Genomic DNA, 23,890 nt, shown 5'->3' on the forward strand with positions numbered 1-23,890 from the left:
ACGCTTCTGGCGAGTCGGTGAGTGCTAACGGTGCAGGTCCGACTCGGAGGGCGAGTATTCGGCGCCTGAGCTGAATGTCCCTAGCGGATGCAGCCTGAGTAGTGCACTACTCAATCTGACGTCGGGTCGCCGTCTGACGAAAAAGCGGGTTTGCCGGACCTCTGTAGCGCCTACGATTCGATGGACGAGGGGGAGGGGTCATGCTCATGGGGTGGCATATGGTGCGAGGCGCGGTCCGGCGTAAAGCGGCGGCGCCGATCGGGGCGGTATTGGTGGTCGGAGCGGTTTTGGGTGCCACCGCACCGCAGGCGGCGGCTTGGCCGATTCCGTTGACCGCGCAGGACACCAACTATCTCAAAGCCACGCGCGGCGTATTTCCCGGCGATGACGACCAGTTGCTGCTGGTGGGCCGTGAGATGTGCCGGCTGCTCTACACCGGCACACCCGCACAGGCGGTGATCGACCAGATGGCAGGCCAGTACGCGGCCACACCGGATCAGGCCTCGGTTGCGTTGCGCGCGGCCCGTCGGGCTTACTGCACTCAGGCCCCCGGTTAGACGCTTCGCGGTACGGTGGCGGCCAATTGGGTCAGCCCGAAGTCGGTGCCCTCCGGCAGTGTATCGAGTGGCCACCAGCGCAGATCCAAAGATTCGTCGCTGCAGGCGATTTCGGCGCTCGCCGGGGCCCGCACCACGAACTGCATATCGAGGTGACGCGTCGGCACACCCAGTGAGCATGTCACCGGATGCACGTGCAGCGCGGCCAGATCGGGATCGATGGTCAGTCCGGCGATGCCGGACTCCTCGGTGGCCTCGCGCAGTGCGGCGGCGCGGATGTCGGAATCCGTTTCCTCACAATGCCCGCCCAGTTGCAGCCAGCGTCCGAAGCGGGGATGCAGCGTGAGCAACGTCCGGGTTCCGGTGTGGTCGACGACGAGGGCCGAGGCGGTGATGTGGCCGGGCACGCATGCCCGCAGGCAGGCATCGGGACGGGCGGCCAGGAACGACAACACCGCATGCCGCAACGTGTCCTGACCCGGATCGCTTGTCTGCCAATGCGTCAGCACCTCGACGGCCGAGGCATGAAGACTCTCGGCGCTCACTTCACGACCAGCAGGCCGTCGGTGGTGACGGGTTCGCGAGGAGGCTGCGGATCGGCGGGGTGGCCGATCGCGATGGCGCCCAATGGCTCCCAGTCGGCCGGCAGACCGAGCTCGGTGCGCACCAGATCGCCGGCGAAGATCGTCGAGCCGATCCAGCAACTGCCGACCTCGCGCACCGCCAGCGCCACCAGCAGGGCTTGGACCGCCGCGCCCACGGCGACGGTGAACATGGTGTGCTCGGCCTGGGTCCGAGCCGGGTCGGGATAGCTGTGGGCGCCGTCGGGAACCATGAAGGGAATCACCAGTTCCGGAGCATCGTAAAGGATCTGGCCACGGTTCAGGCGCCGTTCGACGGACTCCGGATCGCGCCCGTCCCCGGTGAGATCGGCACGCCACTTGTCCTTCATCTGGTCCAACAGCCGCGTGCGGGTGGCACTGTCCTGCACCCAGACGAAGCGCACCGGGCGGGTGTGATGTGGTGCGGGCGCCGTGAGCGCCTCGCCGACGGCGGCTTCGATGAGTGCGTGATCGACCGGTTCATCGGAGAACCTGCGCACCGAGCGACGCAGCAGCTGGGCTTGGCTGCGCCCCATCTGGATTGCCTCGGCCGTGCCGAGCCAGAACAGATCGTCCTCGCCGGCGCGCAACAGCGTTCGCGCGTTCGATCCGTCGTCGGCCGGTTCGAGACCGCGTACCACCGCGACCGGAATCGCGGTGAGCTTGCCCTTCACCAAATCGGCTGCGGCAGCGATCTCATCGGCCACAGCCACCTCGGTGACCAGCAGTTCGTTACCGTGCCGGTCGCGCGCACCCGCGTAACCGTGCAGCACGGTGAGCCCGGCGGCGCCGATGGCGAAATCGGCCTGGCCGTTGCGCCAGGCGCGACCCATGGTGTCGGTGATCACGACGGCCACGGTGACGCCGAGTCGCTCACGCAGGCCGTCGCGCAGCGCCTGCGCGCTGCCGTCGGGATCCACGGGCAGCAGGGCCAATTCGTTCGAGTCGACGTTGGAGCCGTCGACTCCGGCGGCGGCCTGGACCAGTCCGATGGCGTTCTCGGTGATCAGAGTCCGGCCCTTGCGTGCCAGCACGCGGACCGCCTCGGCGTCGATGAGCTTACGCCGCAGGGTGTCCCGCTCCTCCGGATCCGAAGGCGCGGTGACGATGCGGCCCTCGCACTTGGACACGATCTTGCTGGTGATCACCAGCACGTCCCCGTCCCGCAGCCACGGCGCCGCGTCGGCGAGGGCTGCGGCCAGATCATCACCCGGACGGAACTCGGGAAGTCCGGGCACCGGCAGAATCTCTACTTTGCCGGCAGATCCGTGCTCGGTGTTCGCTTCCGCGGTCACAGCGCGATGCCTGCCACGTCCAGGCCTGCCCGCACCATCTCGGCGGTGGTCGCCGGGTCTGTCATCAGCAGCGGTACCGCGCGCACCCGCACACCCTCGATCTCGGCGTGATCGCCCTCGTGTACCAGCCATCCGTCCAGGATGCCGGTGTCCGACCGGGCGCCGAAGTGTTGACCCACGGCCTCTGAGGTGGACTCGACGCCGATGATGGAGAGGCACTGATCTGCCATGCCGCGCAACGGCTTTCCGTCGATGATGGGGGAGTAGCCGATCACGGGCGCCTTGGTCGAACGTAGCGCGCCGCGGATGCCGGGGATCTGCAGGATCGGTCCGATGCTCACGACGGGATTCGACGGTGCCAGCAACACCACGTCCGCATCGGCGATCGCCTCGGTGACGCCCGGTGCGGCCGTTGCCTGTTCCGCACCGACGAACGCAAAGCTGTGTGAGGGCACCTGCGCGCGGTAGCGCACCCACCACTCCTGGAAGTGGATGGCCCGTTTCTCGCCGTCTTCGGGGTCGGTGATGACCACGTGGGTCTCGCTGCGGTCGTCGGTGACCGGCAACAGCCGCGCGCCGGGTGACCAGCGCTTACCCAGTGCCTCGGTGACCTGCGACAGCGGATAGCCGGCGCGCAGCATCTGGGTGCGGACCAGATGGGTGGCCAGGTCCCGGTCACCCAGGCCGAACCAGTCGGGTTGCACGCCGTACGCGGCAAGCTCTTCCTTGGCGTGCCAGGTTTCGTCCCGGTGACCCCAGCCGCGCTCGGGATCGATACCGCCGCCCAGGGTGTACATGCAGGTGTCGAGGTCCGGACAGATCCGTACGCCGTGCATCCACGCATCGTCACCGACGTTCACGATCGCTGTGAGTTCGTGCTTGCTGTCGCTCTCGGCGAACTGGCCGAGACCCAGTAGATGCTGTACCCCCAGCAAAAACCGGGCGCCTCCGACGCCGCCGACCAGAACGGTGATCTTCACAACGTCCGACCCTAAGCGCTGAGGGCGCGCGGATGGAAACGACGTCGTCACGGGCAGGACACGCCGATGTCGCGACGCGCCGATTTGACATTACGAGATGGTATGAATTCGCGTCCTGGCGCTTGACCCCGGCAGCTAACACGTGTGTAATCACAGATGTGTCATTTCCCGGTTGGTGACTGATTCCGGTGTCGCAGACCGAGATTCGATCATTTGTTCGAATGGGGTGACCGCACATCGCAATAGTGGGGCTCCACTTAGGATCTACGAGACCGAGTGAGGAGGCGGGGGATAATGTCTTATGAGAGCGGCGATTTCGATCGTGTGGTCCGGTTCGACAACCGGCTACTCGGCTCGGTAGACAACGCACCGCACATCAGTACGGCACCGACACCGCTGGGGGAGACCGGACGTCCCCAACTGAGTCTGGTTCCTGTGAGTTCGGTTCCCGAACTCAGTGATGTTGATCCGGAAAGCGAAGACGACCAATGGCAGGAACGTGCGCTGTGCGCACAGACCGACCCGGAGGCGTTCTTCCCGGAGAAGGGCGGGTCTACCCGCGAGGCCAAGCGCATCTGCCAGGGATGCGAAGTGAAGGATGCGTGCCTGGATTACGCGCTCGCACACGATGAACGCTTCGGTATTTGGGGAGGGCTGTCCGAGCGGGAGCGTCGCCGGCTCAAACGCGGCATCATCTGACGCTCTTCTCGGTAGAGCGCTTCTTCACACGGTGCGGCGCTCGACGTCAGTCGTCGTCGATCGTCGGATCGATGACTGACGGTTCAACTCCCAGATAGGTGGCCACCTGTGCCACCAGGATTTCATGCAGCAAGTCGGCTAGCTCATCGGATCCTTTGACCCGGCGCTCGATGGGCTTGCGGAACAAGACAATTCGAGCCCGGGTCGAATTTCCTCTGACGTCGACCCCAGCAGGTATCAGCCGCGCCAGTGCGATCGGCCCGTCGGCGATGACCTCGGGCGGCCATTGCACACTGTCCGGATCTTTCGGAGACATCCGCGGAATCTCGTCGACCGCGACGTCCAGTTCTCCCAGCCGCGACGCCCACCGCCGCTCGATCGGCTCGTAGGCCTCCAGTACTGCCATGTCGAACCGCTCGGCCCGGCTGCGCCAGCCCGGAACCGAGCGCGGAAGCAGCGGACCGCGCATATCGCGACCGCGACGCGATCGCCATTGGTTGCGCTGGGCCACGGCGATGATCGTAACGGTTCGGGATCGGGGGCCCGACGGCTGCGCGTGTCCGGCCACGCACAGCGATCGTCCAAAGTAATCTCTGGAGCGTGAATGCTCCCCGTCGCTGCTGCCGGCCCGGGTGCCCGCACTATGCCGTGGCGACGCTGACTTTTGTCTACTCCGACTCCACAGCGGTAGTCGGACCACTGGCCACGGTGTCCGAGCCCCATTCCTGGGATTTGTGTGTCGGCCATGCCGGCCGTATCACGGCGCCGCGAGGCTGGGAGTTGGTTCGCCATGCCGGTCCGCTGCCGACCCACCCCGATGAGGACGATCTGGTGGCGCTGGCCGACGCGGTCCGCGAGGGCCAGTCCGGTGCCGTCCCACGTGGCGGGGTGGTGGCCGGATTCTCCGATCCGTCCACCGGCGTGAGCACCAGCGCGGTCATGGCACCGACGGCGCGTCCGGCCGAGACCAACGGCCGGCGTCGCGGGCACCTGCGGGTGTTGCCGGACCCCGACAACTAGCGCGGACTAGCCCCGATTCGCCCTGACCGGACGACGACCGGCCCAAGAGTAGTGAGCGTGTCGACGCCGCCCGACGGTTAGGCTGGCGCCAACGATTCCGTTTCACGAGGAGCTATATGTCTAGGCCAGCGGCGGCTGTTCACGATGTCATCAAGGCCTATGACGTCCGGGGGCTGGTCGGCAGTCAGATCGACGAGGCGTTCGTGTCTGAGGTCGGCGGTGCATTCGCTCGTCTGGTCCGCGCCGAGGGCGCCGTACAAGTGGTGATCGGCTACGACATGCGGGCCAGTTCCCCGACGCTGTCCTCCGCCTTCGCCGAAGGTGTCACCGCACAGGGCCTCGATGTGGTGCGAATCGGACTCGCCTCCACCGATCAGCTGTATTTCGCGTCGGGCCTGTTGGACTGCCCAGGGGCGATGTTCACCGCGAGCCACAACCCCGCCGCCTACAACGGGATCAAACTGTGCCGCGCCGGGGCCAAACCGGTCGGCAAGGACACCGGCCTCTCGATCATCTCCGACGAGGTGATCGCCGGGGTGCCGGTGTTCGACGGGCGCGCCGGTTCGGTATCCGACCGCGATGTGCTGTCCGACTACGGCAGCTTCCTCCGGTCACTCGTCGATCTCAGCGAGTTGCGTCCGCTGCGCATCGCCGTCGATGCGGGCAATGGCATGGCCGGTCACACCACGCCCGCGGTGCTCGGGCCGATCCCGGGCGCCACCGTGTTGCCCCTGTTCTTCGAACTCGACGGCACGTTCCCCAATCACGAGGCCAATCCGCTGAATCCGGCCAACCTCGTCGACCTGCAGGCCCACGTGCTGGCCACCGGCGCGGACATCGGTCTGGCGTTCGACGGGGACGCCGACCGCTGCTTCGTCGTCGACGAACTCGGCCGTCCGGTGTCGCCCTCGGCGGTGACCGCACTGGTGGCCGCCCGCGAGCTCAAACGCGAGATCGGCGCCACGGTGATCCACAACCTCATCACCTCCCGCGCCGTTCCCGAATTGGTCGTCGAACGCGGCGGCACCCCCGTGCGGTCCCGCGTCGGGCACTCCTACATCAAGGGGCTGATGGCCGAGACCGGGGCCATCTTCGGCGGGGAACACTCGGCGCACTACTACTTCCGCGACTTCTGGGGCGCCGATTCCGGCATGCTCGCCGCGCTGCACGTGTTGGCCGCACTTGGTGAGCAGGACCGTCCGCTATCGGATTTCATGGCGGACTACCAGCGTTACGAGGCGTCCGGCGAGATCAACTTCACCGTCGACGATGCCCCGGCGTGCGTCGACGCCGTGCTCAAATCCTTCGCCAGCTCGATCCAGTCCATCGATCACCTCGACGGTGTCACCGTCGATCTCGGTGACGGCAGTTGGTTCAACCTACGTACGTCCAACACCGAGCCGCTGTTGCGGCTGAACGTGGAAGCGCGTACCGCCGAGGACGTCGCCGCACTCGTCGACAGAGTTTCGGCACAGATCCGTGGGGTGAGCGAGCCGGTGCCGTGAACGCCGTGGACGCCACGGTCGACCTCGACGACGGTGACGGACTTCTCGCCGCCGATCGCAACGGTCTGCTGCGGGCCGCGGCCATGGCGGGCGCCCAGGTTCGGGCCACCGCCGCGGCGCTGGCCGAGGGTCTGCTCGACACACTGCGTGCCGATCGCCCACCGCGCACGGTGATTTGGGTCGCCGGCCGCGGCACCGCCGAGAATGCCGGCGCCATGCTCGTCGCCGCGCTCGGGGCATCCATCTCGGCGCCGCTCGTGGTGGCCGCCGAGGCCCCGCCGTGGCTCGGCGCACTCGACGTGTTGATCGTGGCCGGGGACGATGCCGGTGATCCGGCGCTGGTGAACGCGGCGGCCACCGGTGTGCGCCGCGGTGCCAGGGTGCTGATCGTGGCACCCCACGAAGGTCCGTTGCGTGACATCGCCGCCGGGCGCGCGGTGGTGCTGGCGCCACGGCTGTGGGTGCCCGACGACTTCGGGCTGACCCGGTACCTGGCCGCCGGCCTGGCTGCGTTGCATGTGCTGGATCCCGGCATGCGCGTGGATCTGGCTGCGCTGGCAGACCAACTGGACGCCGAGGCGTTGCGTAACAGCGCGGGACGAGAACTGTTCACCAACCCGGCCAAGACGTTGGCCGAGCGGATGTCGGGTAGTGCCGTGGTGCTGGCCGGCGACAATCCGGCCACGCTGGCACTGGCCCGGCACGGGGCCGCGGCGCTGCTGCGTCTGGCCGGAGAAGCGGTGGCCGCCGCCGGACTGGGCGATGTGCTTGCCGCGGTGTCCAGCGGGGCAGTGGGGCCGCCCGCGGCCGGATCGCTGTTCCACGACGAAGAGATCGACGGGCCGCTACCGCGCCGCATGCGCACATTCGTGTTGATCACCGATACCGAACGCCAAGCGGTGACCGCCCGGGTGAACGGATTCGACGACATCGCGGTGATCGGGGCAGAAGATGTACCGGAACCCGCCGGGCCGACCCTGGCGGCCGGGCGCCCGGAACAACAACTGGCGATTCTGGCTGTCCGTGTGGAGATGGCGGCCGTATACATGAAACTGGTTCGAGGATAAGAAGTGCATCTGCTACGGGGAGCGGTGCGGACCTATGCCTGGGGTTCGCGTACGGCAATCGCTGAATTCACCGGAAGGCCCAGTCCGACAATCCATCCTGAGGCCGAACTGTGGCTCGGTGCACATCCGGGTGATCCGGCGTGGTTGCAGACCGAACACGGTGAAGAGTCTCTGTTGCAGGCCGTTCACGACGACCCGGAGGGGCAGCTGGGCAGTGTGGCGATCGGCAGGTTCGGCGACGCACTGCCTTTCCTCGTCAAGGTCCTTGCCGCCGACGAACCGTTGTCGTTGCAGGCGCACCCCAGCGCCGCTCAGGCCCGGGAGGGCTTCGACCGCGAGGACCGGCTCGACATCCCGGTGAATTCGCCCATTCGCAATTACCGCGACCGCAGCCACAAACCCGAATTGCTGGTTGCGCTGGGGCAATTCGATGCGCTGGCCGGATTCCGCACGGTGGACCGCACGGTCGAGTTGATGCGGGCCTTGGCCGTTTCGGATCTTGACCCGTTCATCAACCTGCTGTCGGATCAATCCGATGCCGACGGGTTGCGAGCCCTGTTCACCACCTGGATCACCGCGCCCCAGCCCGATCTCGACGTGCTCGTGCCTGCCGTTCTCGACGGGGCGGTCCACTACATCCGTTCCGGTGAAAAGAAATTCGCGGCCGAGGTGAAGACCGTGCTGGAACTCGGTGAGCGTTATCCCGGTGATGCCGGCGTGTTGGCGTCCCTGCTGCTCAACCGCATCAGTCTGCAGGCCGGCGAAGGCATCTACCTTCCGGCCGGAAACCTGCACGCATACCTGCACGGGGTCGGTGTCGAGGTGATGGCCAACTCCGACAACGTATTGCGCGGTGGCCTGACCCCGAAGCACGTCGATGTCCCGGAGCTCCTACGGGTGCTGGATTTCACCCCGACCCCGGAAGAGCGGCTGCGCCCCGAAACCGTCACTGACGGTGCGGAGACCATTTATCAGACGCCGGCGCACGAGTTCGCGGTGTCGGTGTTGTCTGTCGATGCCGACCGCATCGGTGACGAGATCGACGTGCACTCCCACCACCACGGGCCGCAGTTGCTCTTGTGCACGGAGGGCGCCGCGGTGATCTACGCCGACGACGACAAACTGACCATGCAGCGCGGCGCGGCAGCGTGGGTGGCGGCCGAGGACGGCCCTATCCGGTTGACTGCCGCCGAGCCCGCGAAACTTTTCCGGGTGACCATCGGCATCTGACGAGTACCGGTCACGCTGTGGTGAGGATGTCGACCTCGCCGTCCCTGCGCCCGGCCAGCCATTGCCGGACATTGTTGCGGACCGCACGGCCGATCAGGCGGGGTGTCGGCACCAGATAAAGGCTGTCGAGCAAGCTGGTTCTGCTCAAAAACCATTCGGCCAGAACGGGATCGGTTTCGGCCGCGGCGACGAACTGCTTGAACAGTTCGTACGCCGGCCGGTACCACCACGGACGGTCGCCCTGCGCCCCGTGCTCGGTGTGGTCGGCTGCGGCGTTCATCAGCCACACCGGCCAAATCGTCTTGGCGTTGCGGAATGCCAACCGCTGCATGAGATTTTCAGTTCCACCGGCCAGCACGTCGCGCAGATTGCCGGCCTGCAGTGCCGATACCGTCACGCCTTGTCCGAACGTGGGATTGAGGCTTGCGATGGCGTCACCGAACGGCAAGATACCGTCGGGAAATCTGGACATTCCTTCGTAGCGCCGCCACTTGCTTGTCGGGTAGCGGTGAAAGTTCATGTCGCCGACGGGCGTGCCGGCGCGTAGCGCGATACTGATCTCGGCCGGCACCAGATCGTCGGCCAGCGCGCAGATGCCCGCGAAGTCACGCGGTGGTTCCGCCTTGGCGACGCCGAACGTCGTCACCATCCATATACCGTCCTCGTGGAACAGCATGCCCATACCCAGCGGGCGGTCTCGAGTGGCGCCGACGATGACCATCTTCTGAGGGATCATCCCGTCCGGAATCTTGACGCGGTGCGACGCGTAGGTGACGCCCACCTGCACCGAATCCTCATGCGGGCGTTCGAATCCCCACTGCTGTAACCACGCCGGGAGCCGGCTGCCGCGTCCTGACGCGTCGATCACCAGATCGGCCGGCGTGACCTCACCGTCGTCGAGAACGATGCCGGTCACCCGCTCGGCCGCCGCGTCGTACTGCGGGTGCGCGACCACTCGGCGCGCGATCTCGACGCCGGGCAGCGCGCTGACCCGCTTGCGGATCTGCCATTCGAGGTGACCCCGGCTGGGCACGTAGGCGGTGTACTTGTCATCCAGTCCGGTCGCCAGCACGTGATCGGCCGCGGCGAAGTGGATCGACTCGTGCCGGTTGCGTACCACCGGCACGTCCGCGGCCGCCATGTCGTGGAGCAGTCCGGGGAACAGCGCTTCCAGCTCCTGGGCGCCACGGGCCATCAGCAGATGCACATGCTGTCCCTGCGGTATGGCACTGCGATTGACCGGCTGGTCCGGCAGCTCGTCACGTTCATAGACGGTGACGCGGTCGAAATGGTCAGTGAGGACCCGGGCCGCGCACAGGCCTGCGATACTTCCCCCGACAACGACGGCATGGTTCTGTGACAGTTCGTGAGACTTGCGCATTGGTGGCCACCGTACTTCGAGCGGATCGTCGTCGGGTCAGAATAAAGAGGCACGTCAATTGTCGACAGTTCGGGCACCGTCTCCAGGGCGGTCGAGGCCTCGCGCTTCCACGCGTCGGCAGGTCGCGAGACCGATTCCGGCGCAGGTGGGGGCCGTCTATAGGGCCAAATTGACGTACTTGCTAACGGGCCTGCAACAAGTCATGGCACAATCCCGTGCCGGGAGGCGTGATATGGCTCTCAGGTTGCTACTCTCTGCAAGGAAACTCACAGTCAACGGATGGGACGATGACAACGGTCAGCGACGCGGATGACACTGCACCGGGGGACCTCTATTTCGACAGGGTGGAGGCCCTCTCTCGTGCGACGGTCCGTCGGCGCTTCGATCCCTACGTTGACATCGATTGGGACGCACCCGAGAACGCGTTGAAAGACGACGATCCTCGGTGGCAGTTGGATCCGGAAAGCGCGCCGCTCGCGGCGACGGACTGGTACGCGGAGCAGTCGTTGCAGAGGCGCATCGACATGGGCCGCTGGATCACCGCGAACACCCTCAAGGTCACGCTGCAATTCGAGATGATGCTGGTTCGCGGAGTTGTGCATTACGCAGGCAAATTGCCGAACCGTTCGCCGGTGTTCCAATATCTGCTCCACGAACTGATCGACGAGTGCAATCACATCCACATGTTCCAGGAGTTCGTGAACCGCGCAGGCGAGGATGTGCCCGGAATGCGGCGAGGCTCTCGGGTCATCGGGCCGATCCTGGGGTTTATCGGCGGTTATGCCAACATCATTCACTTCATCGGGGTGTTGTGCGGTGAACAGCCGCTGCACTTCCAGCAGACGCTGCAGCACCGTGGCGCAGCCCATGTGCCGCCGCTTCTCAACAAGATCACCTACATTCATCTGGCCGAGGAAGCCCGTCACATTTCGTTTGCCGACGACCTTCTGGCCCAGCGAATGCAAAGCGTCGGGCGAATGAAGCGCGCCTGGTACGCAATTCTCTTTCCGTTCTTTCTCCGGTGGTTGATCGGCGAGATGATCGGCCCGCCGCGCACTTTCGCGCGGCAGTACGGGGTGCCACGGCGGGTCTTCAAATCCGCGTTCTGGAGGAGCGCCCAGTCACGCCAGATGATGGCGGAGTCGGCAGCCGATGTTCGGCGGGTGGCCGAGGATCTGGGCCTGCGTACGGCGTGGTCGCGTTGGATCTGGCGAATGTTGGGTATCGAGGGCCGGCTACCGCGCTACCGCGGTGAACCGGATCGCAGCCCCTTGGTGGCACGTGTGGCCGGGCTTCCCATCGCGGTGGCGGCACGCCTCACGGGCGTGGCCATCATGGCGAGCGTTGCCCTTCTGGCGACGCCGGACGGTGTGCGGATCATCGCGGTCGCGGCTGCCGGGGCGGGCGTGTGGGCCGCCTACCACGTCTACCGGGACCGCCGGGGCGATGTGGTGGGCAACCAGCCGTTCGAGTGGCCGAGGCTGTTCGTGTGGGTTGTCGTGTGCGTCGCCATGATTCCCGCAGGAGGGCTGATCGGGCTCGCTCTGGTGGTGTTCATGATCCTGGCGCTCGCCGAATTCATGCCCACCATGTGACACGCCGAACCGATCACGTCGCCTGAATCCTGTTGCGGCGCATGGCGAATCGACGACAGCCGCGTGGTCAGTGTCGAGGCCGAGCCAGCTACCGTCAGGCAGGCTTGTGGAACGTATACACCCGGTACTGGATCAGGCCGAGCTTGGACAGCCACTTCATCCATCGGGTGCCGACGATCATCGTCTTCTGGGCATCGGCCGACCCCTGCTCACGGAAGAACTTGAGCAGGAACGGATACGTCGGCAATGTGTTCTTCCGGATGTTGCGTTTCTCGGCGAGTTGGAGCCCCGCACGCTTACCCATGGACCGGTAACCCCGCAAGGGGACATTGCCGAGCGTTCCGTACGACTTCGCGATCCGTGGACGGATCGCCATCCAGATCGGCGTCTTGCCGAAGAACATCAGGGTGGGCACAAAGTCGGACACCGCGACGTAGCCGCCCGGCTTGAGCACCCGTGCCGCTTCCGCGAGGAACCTCTCGCGCGACGGGAAATGAAATATGCACTCGACCGCCAGGATGCGGTCGAACGAGTTGTCCTCGAACGGCAGCTGACAGGCATCGGCCTCGACCCAGCCGATCGTGTTGCCGTTGACGGGCTCCGTCTGAGCTTCGGCAGCCGCGAGCTGGCGCGGATCGATGTTCAGGCCCGTGAGGTCCATGTGGGAGTACGTGCCATTGATCTGCTGGATGGTTCCGCCGAACCCACAGCCGGCATCCAGCACCTTTTGTCCGTCGGCAACCTTGCCCGCCGCGAACAGCACGTGGTCCATCTGCTCCATGGCAGCGACGTAATCGGCTCGGGTGCCCTTGGCGGCCTTGGGGTCCTCCCAATAGCCCCAGTGCACCTGGTTCTCCCACAGCTGGCCGGTTTCGCCGCCGTCCTGCCGTTCATCGATCAGCAGGTCGAAATAGGGGAGCTCAGCCACGCGCGAACCGTATCACGATCATTGTCAAGTGTGATGTAGGCCCCACTGCCGCTAAAGGGCACGGTTGGGCGAAGTTTGAGAGTCCTACCGGTTTCACCGCCACCGTGGTGGGAACATTGCCTGACCCGGCGAGGATGAGAGGCACTACTACATATGTCTGCCCTTCGGCGAACCAAATCTGTCGAGCAGTCGATCGCCGACACCGATGAGCCGTCCACCCGCCTGCGCAAGGACCTCACGTGGTGGGACCTGACGGTGTTCGGGGTGTCCGTCGTGATCGGCGCGGGCATCTTCACGATCACGGCGTCCACAGCGGGCAGTCTGACCGGGCCCGCGATCTCCATCGCTTTCGTGATCGCTGCCGTGGCGTGCGGATTGGCCGCGTTGTGTTACGCGGAGTTCGCCTCGACCGTGCCCGTCGCCGGCAGCGCCTACACCTTCTCCTATGCCACGTTCGGTGAGTTCGCGGCGTGGGTCATCGGCTGGGATCTGATCCTGGAGTTCGCCGTGGCATCCGCGGTGGTGGCCAAGGGGTGGTCGAGCTATCTCGGCACGGTATTCGGGTTCGGTGGCGGGATCGCCGACTTCGGCGGGCTGGCCGTCGACTGGGGCGCGCTGGTGATCATCGCGCTGGTGACGATCCTGCTGGCGGTCGGCACCAAGTTGTCCGCGCACTTCAGCCTGGCGATCACGATCATCAAGGTGTCGGTCGTGCTGTTGGTGGTGATCGTCGGGGCCTTCTATATCAAGGCTGCCAACTACACCCCGTTCATCCCGCCCAATGAGGCCGGTGCGAGTGGCGGTGGCGCCGACCAGTCGTTGTTCTCGTTGTTGACCGGGGCTGCGGGCAGCCACTACGGCTGGTACGGCGTGCTGGCCGGCGCCTCGATCGTGTTCTTCGCGTTCATCGGGTTCGATGTCGTCGCCACCACCGCCGAGGAGACCCGCGATCCGCAGCGCGATGTGCCCCGCGGGATCCTGGCCTCGCTCGGCATCGTCACCGTGCTCTATGTCGCGGTTTCGGTGGTGCTCTCGGGCATGGTGTCCTACACCGTGCTGCGCGACGCACCCGACGGCCACGCGAATCTGGCCACGGCATTCGAAGCCAACGGTGTGCACTGGGCGGCCAAGGTCATCTCGATCGGCGCGCTCGCGGGCCTGACCACCGTCGTGATCGTCCTGATGCTGGGGCAGACCCGGGTGCTGTTCGCGATGTCGCGCGACGGTCTCCTGCCGCGCCGCCTGGCCGTGACGGGCAGCCACGGGACACCGGTCCGGATCACGGTCATCGTCGGTGTGCTGGTCGCGATCGCCGCCTCGGTGTTCCCGATGGGCCGCCTCGAGGAGATGGTGAACATCGGCACGTTGTTCGCCTTCGTACTGGTCTCGGCCGGTGTCATCGTGCTGCGTCGGAGCCGCCCCGACCTGCCACGCGGATTCCGGGTGCCCTGGGTGCCGGTGCTGCCGATCGCCGCCATCCTGGCGTGCCTGTGGTTGATGCTCAACCTCACCGGTTTGACCTGGATTCGGTTTCTGGTCTGGATGGCGATCGGCGTGGCGGTCTACTTCGCGTACGGCAGGCGTCATTCCATGCTGGCCCGTCGGGACGTCGCCACCGTGTAGGCCCCTGCTGGCGCGGGATCACCCCGCCATCGAGATTGAAGCCAGGGACAGATCCGACACCGGATCTGTCCCTGGCTTCAATCTCGGAGCAGCGCCGTCTGCGTACCTGTCGCTCTCAAGCGCGATATTGCTCGGGTTTGTGACGCCGCGCACCTATCGAACTTTACAAAACAGCTATATATGTCTAGACGAGAGACAATTGAGCATCTATAGTCAAGTCATCGCAGTGACAGTGCTCACAAAGGAGGCTCATCGTGGTGGCGGATCTGTCGAACGGGGCCGGCGTCGCAGACGTCGGGCAATGGCGGGACAAGAAGCGGCATCTGTGGCTGATGGGGCTCATCGCCCCGACGGCGATCTTCGTGATGTTGCCGCTGGTCTGGGCGCTCAACCACGCGGGCTGGCATGCCGCCGCGCAGGTACCGCTGTGGATCGGCCCGATCCTGCTCTACGTTCTCCTGCCGCTGCTCGATCTGCGGTTCGGACCTGACGGCCAGAATCCGCCCGACGAGGTGATGGAGCAGCTGGAGAACGACAAGTACTACCGGTATTGCACCTACCTCTACATCCCGTTCCAGTACGCGAGCGTCGTGATGGGCGCGTACCTGTTCACCGCGTCAGACCTCGGCTGGCTCGGGTTCGACGGCGGGCTGGGCTGGCCGGCCAAGATCGGCATCGCACTGTCGGTGGGTGTGCTCGGAGGGGTGGGCATCAACACCGCACACGAGATGGGCCACAAGCGGGATTCGCTGGAGCGCTGGCTGTCCAAGATCACTCTGGCCCAGACCTGGTACGGCCACTTCTATATCGAGCACAACCGTGGGCACCACGTGCGCGTGGCCACCCCCGAGGATCCGGCTTCGGCGCGGTTCGGCGAGACGTTCTGGGAGTTCTTGCCGCGCAGCGTATTCGGCAGCCTGCGCTCGTCGTGGGAATTGGAAGCCCAGCGGTTGCGCCGGCAGGACCGCTCGCCGTGGCACCCGTCCAACGACGTGCTCAACGCATGGGCGATGTCGGTGGTGTTCTGGGGCATCCTGACCGCGGTGTTCGGTCCCGCGCTGATCCCGTTCATCATCATCCAGGCGATCTACGGATTCAGCCTGCTCGAATCGGTGAATTACCTGGAGCACTACGGGCTGCTGCGGCAGAAGATGGCCAGCGGTCGCTACGAGCGCTGCGCCCCGGTGCACAGCTGGAATTCCGACCACATCGTCACCAATCTCTTCCTGTACCACCTGCAGCGGCACAGCGATCACCACGCCAACCCGACACGCCGGTACCAGACACTGCGCAGTATCGACGGTGCGCCCAATCTGCCCAGCGGCTACGCGTCGCTCATCGGCCTCACCTATCTGCCGCCGTTGTGGCGCAAGCTGATGGACCACCGGGTGCTGGAGCACTACGACGGTGACATCACGAAGGTCAACATCCAGCCGCGGCTGCGCGAAAAGGTGCTGGCCCGGTACGGCGCGGGCAGCGAGGGGGCGCAGCGGTGAACGCCTATCAGTGCCCAGGCTGCGGCTACATCTACGACGAGTCGAAAGGCGCCCCGCGAGAAGGCTTCCCGGCCGGAACGCGGTGGGACGACGTACCCGACGACTGGTGCTGCCCGGACTGCGCGGTGCGGGAGAAGATCGATTTCGAGGTGATGGGAGTAACGACATGAGCGAGCCGTACAAGCTGTTCGTCTGCGTGCAGTGCGGATTCGAGTACGACGAGGCCAAGGGCTGGCCCGAGGACGGCATCGCGCCGGGTACCCGCTGGGATGAGATTCCCGACGACTGGAGCTGCCCGGACTGTGGCGCGGCGAAGTCCGATTTCGAGATGGTCGAGGTCGCGCGGCCTTGACGGGTTGGGGCGACGCGCTCGAAACCCCGGCGGAAAGCGATATTGTCGCCCCTGTGAGTCGGCCGCGAGAAAAACAGCGCATCCCGTATGCGGAGGCATCCAGGGTGCTGCTGCGCGATTCGATTCTCGACGGCATGCGGGAGCTGTTGCTGACCCGCGACTGGTCGGCCATCACGCTGTCGCACGTGGCCCAGGTCGCGGGGATCAGCCGGCAGACGATCTACAACGAATTCGGTTCGCGCCAGGGCCTTGCCGAGGGGTACGCGATGCGCCTGGCCGACCGGCTCGTCGACGCGGTCGACGACGCGATCAATAACAACGTCGGCGAGGTCCACGCGGCATTCCTGGAGGGCTTCCGGGCCTTCTTCCTCGAGTCGGCCGCCGATCCGCTGGTGATCTCGCTGCTCACCGGTGCCTCCAAGCCCGACCTGCTGCAGATCATCACGACCGGCAGCGGCCCGATCATCAGCCGATGCTCGGCGCGGCTGACGGGAACCTTTCAGAACAGCTGGATGAAGGCGAGCGATCAGGACGCCGGGGTGCTGGCCCGGGCGATCGTGCGGTTGGCGATGAGCTATGTCTCGATGCCGCCCGAGGCGGACCACGATGTGGCCGGTGACCTGGCCCGACTGATGACGCCGTTCGCCGAGCGCTACGGTGTCATAGATACCCCGTAGCTGTCAGTGCGCCGCCGCTGTTGAAAACGCATGAGCGCCTGTCCCGCGAGCCCGCAGGCTAGAGGTATCAGCATCTGGCGTCGCCGTATGGCGCACCTGTGCGCTTTGCAAGCAATCACGACTGAAAGAGGGCTCTAAATGACCGAGTTGAAGGCCGACAGCCGCAACGGCATCGACTTCAAGGTTGCCGACCTGTCGCTGGCCGAGTTCGGCCGCAAGGAAATCCGGCTCGCCGAGCACGAAATGCCCGGCTTGATGTCTCTGCGCCGCGAATACCATGACGTGCAGCCGCTCAAGGGTGCCCGTGTCTCCGGCTCACTGCACATGACCGTGCAGACGGCGGTGCTGATCGAGACTCTCGTGGCACTGGGCGCTGAAGTCCGATGGGCTTCCTGCAACATCTTCTCGACCCAGGACCATGCCGCGGCGGCCACCGTCGTCGGACCGCACGGCACGCCCGAGGAGCCCAAGGGCGTCCCGGTGTTCGCGTGGAAGGGCGAGAGCCTGGAGGAGTACTGGTGGGCCGCCGAGCAGATGCTCACGTGGCCGAATGAGCCCGCCAACATGATTCTCGACGACGGCGGTGACGCCACCATGCTGGTGCTGCGCGGCGCGCAGTACGAGAAGGCCGGTGTGGTGCCGCCTGCCGAGGATGACGACCCGGCCGAGTGGAAGGTCTTCCTTTCTCTGGTGCGCAAGCGCTTCGAGACCGACAAGGACAAGTGGACCAAGATCGCCGAGTCGGTCCAGGGTGTCACTGAGGAGACCACCACCGGTGTCTTGCGGCTCTACCAGTTCGCCGCTGCCGGTGAGCTGGCCTTCCCGGCCATCAATGTCAACGACTCGGTCACCAAGAGCAAGTTCGACAACAAGTACGGCACCCGGCACTCGCTGATCGACGGCATCAACCGTGGCACCGATGTGCTGATCGGCGGCAAGAAGGTGCTGATCTGCGGTTACGGCGACGTGGGCAAGGGTTGTGCGGAGTCGCTGGCCGGCCAGGGTGCACGCGTGCAGGTCACCGAGATCGACCCGATCAATGCGCTGCAGGCCCTGATGGACGGCTTCGACGTCGTCAAGGTCGAGGATGCGATCTCTCAAGCCGACATCGTCGTCACCGCGACCGGCAACCTGGACATCATCAAGATCGAGCACATGAAGGCGATGAAGGACCAGGCCATCCTGGGCAACATCGGACACTTCGACAACGAGATCGACATGGCGGCCCTGGAGCGCTCGGGTGCCACCCGGATCAACATCAAGCCGCAGGTCGACGAGTGGACGTTCGGTGACTCGGGCAAGTCGATCATCGTGCTGAGCGAGGGCCGGCTCCTCAACCTCGGAAACGCCACGGGCCACCCGTCATTCGTGATGAGCAACAGCTTCTCGAACCAGGTGATCGCCCAGATCGAGCTGTGGACCAAGAACGACGAGTACGACAACGAGGTCTACCGACTGGCCAAGCACCTCGATGAGAAGGTCGCGCGGATCCACGTCGAGGCACTCGGTGGCACGCTGACCAAGCTCACCAAGGAGCAGGCCGAGTATATCGGTGTCGACGTCGAGGGACCGTACAAGCCGGAGCACTACCGGTACTGAGTTACTCTTCTGCCCAAGCAGACGTGAAATCCCCCATCTCCCTGTGGAGTTGGGGGATTTTGCGCTGTAGCGGCAGGCGTGGCGTGGATTAATCGGGTCGCTTATGTCGGTATCCGACAAATGGCAGTCTCTGACTGTTATTGTTCCGCCTCGTGGGTCGGGCCTGGGGGATTCTGTGTGTCGTGCTGCTGCTCGGAAGTGTCGGCATCGTGCCGGCGCACGCCGATCCGTCGAATGACGGGCATGACCCGATCTTCAACGAAGACGAGTACATCGAGTTCTACACACCGCCTGATCCCTTGCCCGGGGTCCCGGGCGACCTGATCAAGTCCGAGCCTTCACGGCTGGTGCTGGAACCGTCCGGCGAGCTCGGCGCCATCGTCGCCGACGGAACGCGAATCATGTACCGCAGCACCGATGCCCGCGGCAACCCGATGGCAGTGACCGGCACCTACTTCGAGCCCCACAACGCCTGGCCGGGCAAGGGGCCACGACCGCTGATCGTCTACGGCCCGGGCACCCAGGGTCAGGGTGACCAGTGCGCACCGTCGCGCCAGTTCAACCAGGGCATCCACTGGTCTCCCTGGCTCGACGTCGCGTTCAACTACGAGGAACTGTTCGTCGCGACCATGGTGGCGCGCGGATTCGCGATCGTGATGACCGATTATCAGGGGCTCGGCACACCGGGACTGCACACGTACGTGAACCGGGTCGCCGAAGGCAACGCCATGCTCGACGCCGGCCGCGCCGCGATGAAACTTCCCGGCACATCGCTGGATCCGCATGGGCCGGTGGCCTTTTGGGGTTACTCGCAGGGTGGTGGCGCGGCGGCGTCAGCTGCGGAGTTGGCATCGTCGTACGCACCCGATCTCCACGTGGTGGGCACCTATGCGGGCGCCCCGCCCGCCGACCTGAAGGAACTCTTCCCCTACGCCGACGGCAGCGCACTCGTCGGCGTGGTCGGCTACGCGTTGAACTCCGTGATCACCACCTACCCGGAATTCGAGGACGTGATCCGCTCGAAGCTCACGCCGCGCGGAGTGGATCTGTTGCAGAAGGTTCAAGACCAGTGCGTGGCCGAGACGGCCACCAAGTTCATGTTCCGTCACCTGCAGCCCTACTTCAATGTCGACATCTATCAGGCGGTGAACGAGGAGCCGTTCAGCACACTCTTCGACATGCAGAAGATCGGCCGCTACAAGCCGAACGCACCGGTGATGATCCTGAGCAACCGGTATGACCCGCTGGTGCCGTGGACCGCGGCCAACCAACTCGGGCGCGACTGGTGCGCGCAAGGGGCAGACGTCCAGTTCTGGACGAATGAGGAGCCGCCGTTCCTGAACAAGTTGGTGATCAACCACGCGCTGCCGATGCTCGTCGACGGCGAACGGGGTATGCAGTGGATTGCCGACCGCTTCAACGGATTGCCGGCCACACCCAACTGTGGGGAGTTCTAGGCCGTCGCGTTGCGCGACGCGTTGCGCGACGCGGTGGGCCGGCCGGCGGTGCCGGGTCGGGCCGCTTCCTGGTGTCGTTGTCCCTTTCCGGGTCTGGATAGGATCGGGCGAAGGATCAATCGGGGGTGCCCATGGCTGAGGACGCAGTTATCCGTGAGTTAGCTGCGGCTGTCGAGCGCAGCCCGGAGCTAGCGGAGTTGCGACTGCATCTGGCCACTTTGTTGGTGGACCGGCAGCGCTTTGCCGAGGCGCTGGCGCATTGCAGCGCGGTGCTGGCGCAGGACGCCGCCAATGCCCGAGCTGTCACGCTGCTGCAACAGTGCAGCGCCGGCCTGGCCGGTGCGAACGCACCCGACGTTCCGGCCGAATCGACGCCCGAGGCTGCCCGCAGCTTCGACTGGGGTGCCGCCGAGAAACAGGTCGCCGATATCGTCAAACCCGCATTCGTCGAAGAGCCCGCCGAGGCCGTCAACGAGAACGACTTCGACGCCGTGCAGCGGTCCGCCCTCCGACTGACCGACATCGCCGGAATGACCGACGTCAAGAAACAGCTCGAGTTGTCGCTGCTGGGCCCCATCCGCAACCCCGACCTGATGAAGGCGTTCAAGGTCTCCGCACGTGGGGGACTGCTGCTCTACGGCCCGCCCGGGTGCGGCAAGACCTTCATCGCCAAGGCGGTATCCGGTGAGCTGGGGGCGAACTTCTATCAGGTCGGCATCGCCGACGTGTTGTCCCGCTGGCTCGGCGAGAGCGAGCACAGCGTCCGGGCGATCTTCGACAACGCACGCCGAAACGCGCCCTGCGTGCTGTTCTTCGACGAGGTGGATGCCCTCGGTCATCGCCGCTCGGCATTGAGCGGATCGGCCGGATTGCGCACTGTCGTCAATGCGCTTCTGGAGGAACTCGATTCGGCAACATCGAACAACGACGGCGTCTACGTACTTGGTGCGACCAACGCGCCATGGGACGTCGACGCCGCCCTGCGCCGGCCCGGCCGATTCGACCGGACGATCTTCGTCTCGCTTCCCGACGCGGATGCGCGTGCGGCCATCATGAAGCTGCACTTGCAGGACCGCCCCGTGGAGGGCATCAAGTTGGCCTCGGTGGCCAAGCGCACCGAGGGCTTCTCGGGAGCCGACCTGGCCCACGTCTGCGATACCGCAACGCAATTGGCGATGGCCGAATCGCTGAGCAGCGGTCAGGTTCGGCCCGTCCGGATGACTGACATCGACGCCGCCCTGGCGCAGATCAGGCCGTCGACCGGCCCGTGGTTCGAAACCGCACGCAACGTCGTGGAATTCAGCAACCGCGACGGCACCTACGACGAACTCGCAAAGTACTTGCGACGCACCAAACTTCGGTGACATCACCAGGCGGGAACCTCGGCGATGTTGCCGTGGCGTACCTGGAGACCAGGAACTACCGGCGGGCGGCCGAAGTGTTGCAGTCGGCGCTCGCCGAGGACCCGGACAATGCTGTGCTGCTGGCCCGTTACGCCCAGGCAATGCTGGGCCTGAAGGACTACTGGCGCGCGGCGTCAGCCGCGCATGCGGCGCTCGGTGCGCCCGACAATGAACACGCCATGCGGCTGTATACCGCGGCGTTACGCGGGCAGCGCCGCCTTTCGGAAGCTCTGTGGATGGCGCACAAGACCGTCGAGGCACATCCGAATTCCTTTCGGGCACATTACCTTCACGCGAGTATGTTGCACGATTCGGGATTCGACGACGACGCCCTCACCGCGATCAACGAGGCTTTGCGCTTGAACCCGATGTCGGCTGACTCCCTGGTGCTGCGCGCCGACATCTCCCGGTTCCGGTGGGGTCGCGCTGCCGCCGAGGCCGACTACCACGCGGCGTTGCAGCTGGAGCCCGACCACGCTTCCGCGGTACACAATCTGGCTGTCAGCCGGCTGCGGTGGGGCAAGCTGACCACAGCAATCCGGGGCTTTCTGGGTGCCGGCCGGCTGGACCCGGATTTCGGTCCATTGGCCCGCAGAAACATTGGCGCGGTGTTGATCCGGGTGCTGCGCCTGACGACCGCATCGGTGATATTTCTGTTCGTCGCACTGGCTGCCATCACCGGTGAGAGCCAGGATCTCCATTCGACAGTGCTGCCCAGGCTGTTCGCCGCTGCCGTCACTCTCGGCTTGGCGGCGGCAATGGTCTGGATCGTTCGCAGCGTGCCGCGCCCGACGCTACGTGCGGTGTTGCGCGAGCGGCTGCTGCTGGTAGTCCGGTTGGCGTTCGTCGGCTTTGCGATCGTCGTCGGACTGGCCACCGTGGCGGTGGGATCCACACCGTTCACCACTGCCCTCGCGCCGTACCTGTTCATCGGAGCAGTGGGCTTGACGGTAGTTGGTTGGCTGGTCGGTCAGTAGGGAGGATTCTCGCCCGCGGCCCTACGGGCAGGCCATGCGCACCATTACGCTGCCACTGTGCTCATAGCGATCGAGGGTATCGACGGTGCCGGCAAACGTACGTTGACCAACGGTCTGCGGGCGGCATTCGAGGCCGATCGCAAGTCGGTCGGCTGTCTGGCGTTCCCGCGCTACCACCACTCGGTGCCCGCCGACCTGGCCGCAGAGGCGCTGCACGGAAAGCACGGTGATCTGGCCGGGTCGGTCTATGCGATGGCAACCCTGTTCGCCCTCGACCGGGCCGGCGCGCGTGAGGAGATCGAACACCTGCAGGCGGCCTATGACGTCGTGATCCTGGACCGTTACGTCGCGTCCAATGCCGCCTACAGCGCCGCCCGGCTGCATCAGGGTGCCAACGGTGACGTGGTCGCCTGGGTGCGCGAGCTCGAATTCGAGCGCCTCAAACTGCCCGAACCGGACTGGCAGTTGTTGCTCGACGTTCCGGCCGAGTTGGCCGCCCAGCGGGCCGAGCACCGCGCCAATACCGAAGCCGACCGCGCCAAGGATGCCTACGAGCGTGACGGCGGGCTCCAACGGCGGACCAGTGAGGTCTACGCGGCGCTGGCGGCCGCGGACTGGTGCGGCCGATGGGCCATCGCGGCCCCGGATGTGGACCCCGACGGTCTGGCGGGTCGGCTAAGCAGCAGATAAAGCGGAGAAACCCGCGTGTGGTACCCAGGTTTTATCGCGATTGGGTGACACCATGGACACCATGAGGCAAAGGATCCTTGTCGTCGACGACGACCCATCGCTGGCCGAGATGCTCACCATCGTGTTGCGTGGCGAGGGATTCGACACCGCGGTCATCGGCGATGGCAGCCAGGCACTCACCGCGGTCCGTGAGTTGCGGCCCGACCTGGTCCTTCTGGACCTGATGTTGCCCGGCATGAACGGGATCGATGTATGCCGGGTGCTTCGTGCCGACTCGGGTGTGCCGATCGTCATGCTGACCGCCAAGACCGACACCGTCGACGTGGTGTTGGGCCTGGAATCCGGCGCCGACGACTACGTGATGAAGCCCTTCAAGCCGAAGGAGCTCGTCGCCCGCGTGCGCGCGCGTCTGCGCCGCAACGAGGACGAGCCTGCCGAGCTGCTGTCGATCAACGATGTCGAGATCGATGTGCCCGCTCACAAGGTGACCCGACAGGGCGAGCAGATTTCGCTGACACCGCTGGAGTTCGACCTGCTCGTGGCGCTGGCACGCAAGCCACGTCAGGTGTTTACTCGGGATGTGCTGCTCGAACAGGTGTGGGGATATCGCCACCCCGCCGACACCCGTTTGGTGAACGTGCATGTTCAGCGGTTGCGGGCCAAGGTCGAGAAGGACCCGGAGAACCCGCAGGTGGTGTTGACCGTTCGAGGAGTGGGATACAAGGCCGGACCGCCGTGACACTGCACGGCTCGACCG

24 protein-coding genes are annotated in these 23,890 nt (G+C 65.5%); 18 read left to right on the top strand and 6 right to left on the bottom strand.

Annotation, left to right across the window (positions count from 1 at the left end; translation table 11 throughout):
- Window positions 1-200 precede the first annotated feature (200 nt).
- Complete coding sequence (locus H977_RS0107395; RefSeq protein ID WP_036475285.1) at window positions 201-557, top strand: DUF732 domain-containing protein; 357 nt, start codon at window positions 201-203, stop codon at window positions 555-557.
- On the opposite strand, the gene H977_RS0107400 is transcribed toward H977_RS0107395, so the two are convergent.
- Genes H977_RS0107400 through cofD form a run of 3 tightly spaced genes read right to left on the bottom strand, consistent with a single transcriptional unit; the run spans window position 554 to window position 3,434 of the window.
- On the bottom strand, window positions 554-1,102 hold the full coding sequence (locus H977_RS0107400; protein WP_029107261.1) for an NUDIX hydrolase: 549 nt from the start codon (window positions 1,100-1,102) through the stop codon (window positions 554-556). The two genes, H977_RS0107395 and H977_RS0107400, sit on opposite strands and share 4 nt — an antisense overlap.
- A complete protein-coding gene (locus H977_RS0107405) occupies window positions 1,099-2,454 on the bottom strand; it encodes a coenzyme F420-0:L-glutamate ligase (protein WP_029107262.1) in 1,356 nt (451 codons plus the stop codon). The genes H977_RS0107400 and H977_RS0107405 overlap by 4 nt, the downstream gene beginning before the upstream one ends.
- Window positions 2,451-3,434 (bottom strand): 2-phospho-L-lactate transferase, encoded by a 984-nt coding sequence (cofD, locus tag H977_RS0107410; RefSeq protein WP_029107263.1) that lies wholly within the window; start codon window positions 3,432-3,434, stop codon window positions 2,451-2,453. The genes H977_RS0107405 and cofD overlap by 4 nt, the downstream gene beginning before the upstream one ends.
- A gap of 426 nt (window positions 3,435-3,860) precedes the next feature.
- Here cofD and H977_RS0107415 point away from each other — a divergent pair, with 426 nt between their 5' ends.
- Window positions 3,861-4,133: a WhiB family transcriptional regulator gene (locus tag H977_RS0107415; RefSeq protein WP_196808185.1), complete on the top strand. Its 273-nt coding sequence runs from the start codon at window positions 3,861-3,863 to the stop codon at window positions 4,131-4,133.
- 46 nt (window positions 4,134-4,179) lie between these two features.
- On the opposite strand, the gene H977_RS0107420 is transcribed toward H977_RS0107415, so the two are convergent.
- On the bottom strand, window positions 4,180-4,602 hold the full coding sequence (locus H977_RS0107420; protein WP_029107265.1) for a metallopeptidase family protein: 423 nt from the start codon (window positions 4,600-4,602) through the stop codon (window positions 4,180-4,182).
- 131 nt (window positions 4,603-4,733) lie between these two features.
- Here H977_RS0107420 and H977_RS0107425 point away from each other — a divergent pair, with 131 nt between their 5' ends.
- From H977_RS0107425 to manA, 4 genes are all read left to right on the top strand, one after another.
- Window positions 4,734-5,153: a DUF3499 domain-containing protein gene (locus tag H977_RS0107425; protein WP_029107266.1), complete on the top strand. Its 420-nt coding sequence runs from the start codon at window positions 4,734-4,736 to the stop codon at window positions 5,151-5,153.
- A gap of 116 nt (window positions 5,154-5,269) precedes the next feature.
- Window positions 5,270-6,658: a phosphomannomutase/phosphoglucomutase gene (locus H977_RS0107430; RefSeq protein WP_029107267.1), complete on the top strand. Its 1,389-nt coding sequence runs from the start codon at window positions 5,270-5,272 to the stop codon at window positions 6,656-6,658.
- Entirely contained in the window at window positions 6,655-7,725 is a 1,071-nt protein-coding gene (locus H977_RS0107435; RefSeq protein ID WP_029107268.1) for a hypothetical protein, read from the top strand. Before H977_RS0107430 ends, H977_RS0107435 begins: the two co-directional genes overlap by 4 nt.
- A 3-nt stretch (window positions 7,726-7,728) precedes the next feature.
- Entirely contained in the window at window positions 7,729-8,955 is a 1,227-nt protein-coding gene (manA, locus tag H977_RS0107440; RefSeq protein WP_029107269.1) for a mannose-6-phosphate isomerase, class I, read from the top strand.
- Between the two features lie 10 nt (window positions 8,956-8,965).
- Here the strand turns inward: manA and H977_RS0107445 are convergent, their stop codons facing one another.
- Window positions 8,966-10,336: an NAD(P)/FAD-dependent oxidoreductase gene (locus tag H977_RS0107445; RefSeq protein WP_029107270.1), complete on the bottom strand. Its 1,371-nt coding sequence runs from the start codon at window positions 10,334-10,336 to the stop codon at window positions 8,966-8,968.
- Window positions 10,337-10,623: 287 nt separating this feature from the next.
- On the opposite strand from H977_RS0107445, the gene H977_RS0107450 reads away from it, so the two are divergent.
- Entirely contained in the window at window positions 10,624-11,931 is a 1,308-nt protein-coding gene (locus H977_RS0107450; RefSeq protein WP_029107271.1) for an AurF N-oxygenase family protein, read from the top strand.
- Window positions 11,932-12,025: 94 nt separating this feature from the next.
- Here the strand turns inward: H977_RS0107450 and H977_RS0107455 are convergent, their stop codons facing one another.
- Entirely contained in the window at window positions 12,026-12,859 is an 834-nt protein-coding gene (locus H977_RS0107455) for a class I SAM-dependent methyltransferase (RefSeq protein ID WP_029107272.1), read from the bottom strand.
- 153 nt (window positions 12,860-13,012) lie between these two features.
- Between H977_RS0107455 and H977_RS0107460 the strand changes: the two genes are divergently transcribed.
- The 11 genes from H977_RS0107460 (at window position 13,013) to mtrA (ending at window position 23,872) form a co-directional block, all read left to right on the top strand.
- Window positions 13,013-14,482, top strand: a complete 1,470-nt coding sequence (locus H977_RS0107460; protein ID WP_029107273.1) for an amino acid permease — start codon at window positions 13,013-13,015, stop codon at window positions 14,480-14,482.
- A gap of 332 nt (window positions 14,483-14,814) precedes the next feature.
- Window positions 14,815-15,978: an alkane 1-monooxygenase gene (locus H977_RS0107465; RefSeq protein ID WP_231395902.1), complete on the top strand. Its 1,164-nt coding sequence runs from the start codon at window positions 14,815-14,817 to the stop codon at window positions 15,976-15,978.
- The gene (locus tag H977_RS34745; RefSeq protein ID WP_081681644.1) at window positions 15,975-16,148 is read left to right on the top strand and encodes a rubredoxin; all 174 of its coding nucleotides are present in this window, start codon (window positions 15,975-15,977) and stop codon (window positions 16,146-16,148) included. The genes H977_RS0107465 and H977_RS34745 overlap by 4 nt, the downstream gene beginning before the upstream one ends.
- Window positions 16,145-16,330: a rubredoxin gene (locus H977_RS0107470; protein WP_029107275.1), complete on the top strand. Its 186-nt coding sequence runs from the start codon at window positions 16,145-16,147 to the stop codon at window positions 16,328-16,330. The genes H977_RS34745 and H977_RS0107470 overlap by 4 nt, the downstream gene beginning before the upstream one ends.
- A 53-nt stretch (window positions 16,331-16,383) precedes the next feature.
- Window positions 16,384-17,007, top strand: coding sequence for a TetR family transcriptional regulator AlkX (alkX, locus tag H977_RS0107475; protein WP_029107276.1), 624 nt, complete (start codon window positions 16,384-16,386; stop codon window positions 17,005-17,007).
- 138 nt (window positions 17,008-17,145) lie between these two features.
- Entirely contained in the window at window positions 17,146-18,606 is a 1,461-nt protein-coding gene (ahcY, locus tag H977_RS0107480; protein WP_029107277.1) for an adenosylhomocysteinase, read from the top strand.
- Window positions 18,607-18,815: 209 nt separating this feature from the next.
- On the top strand, window positions 18,816-20,063 hold the full coding sequence (locus H977_RS0107485) for a lipase family protein (protein ID WP_051288728.1): 1,248 nt from the start codon (window positions 18,816-18,818) through the stop codon (window positions 20,061-20,063).
- 131 nt (window positions 20,064-20,194) lie between these two features.
- A complete protein-coding gene (locus tag H977_RS0107490) occupies window positions 20,195-21,427 on the top strand; it encodes an ATP-binding protein (RefSeq protein ID WP_029107279.1) in 1,233 nt (410 codons plus the stop codon).
- Window positions 21,424-22,443 (top strand): tetratricopeptide repeat protein, encoded by a 1,020-nt coding sequence (locus H977_RS0107495; protein ID WP_029107280.1) that lies wholly within the window; start codon window positions 21,424-21,426, stop codon window positions 22,441-22,443. The genes H977_RS0107490 and H977_RS0107495 overlap by 4 nt, the downstream gene beginning before the upstream one ends.
- A gap of 57 nt (window positions 22,444-22,500) precedes the next feature.
- On the top strand, window positions 22,501-23,133 hold the full coding sequence (locus H977_RS0107500) for a dTMP kinase (RefSeq protein ID WP_029107281.1): 633 nt from the start codon (window positions 22,501-22,503) through the stop codon (window positions 23,131-23,133).
- A gap of 52 nt (window positions 23,134-23,185) precedes the next feature.
- Window positions 23,186-23,872, top strand: coding sequence for a two-component system response regulator MtrA (gene mtrA, locus H977_RS0107505; RefSeq protein ID WP_019343547.1), 687 nt, complete (start codon window positions 23,186-23,188; stop codon window positions 23,870-23,872).
- Window positions 23,873-23,890: the final 18 nt, after the last annotated feature.

The organism is Mycobacterium sp. URHD0025 (assembly GCF_000426065.1).
Lineage (GTDB): Bacteria > Actinomycetota > Actinomycetes > Mycobacteriales > Mycobacteriaceae > Mycobacterium.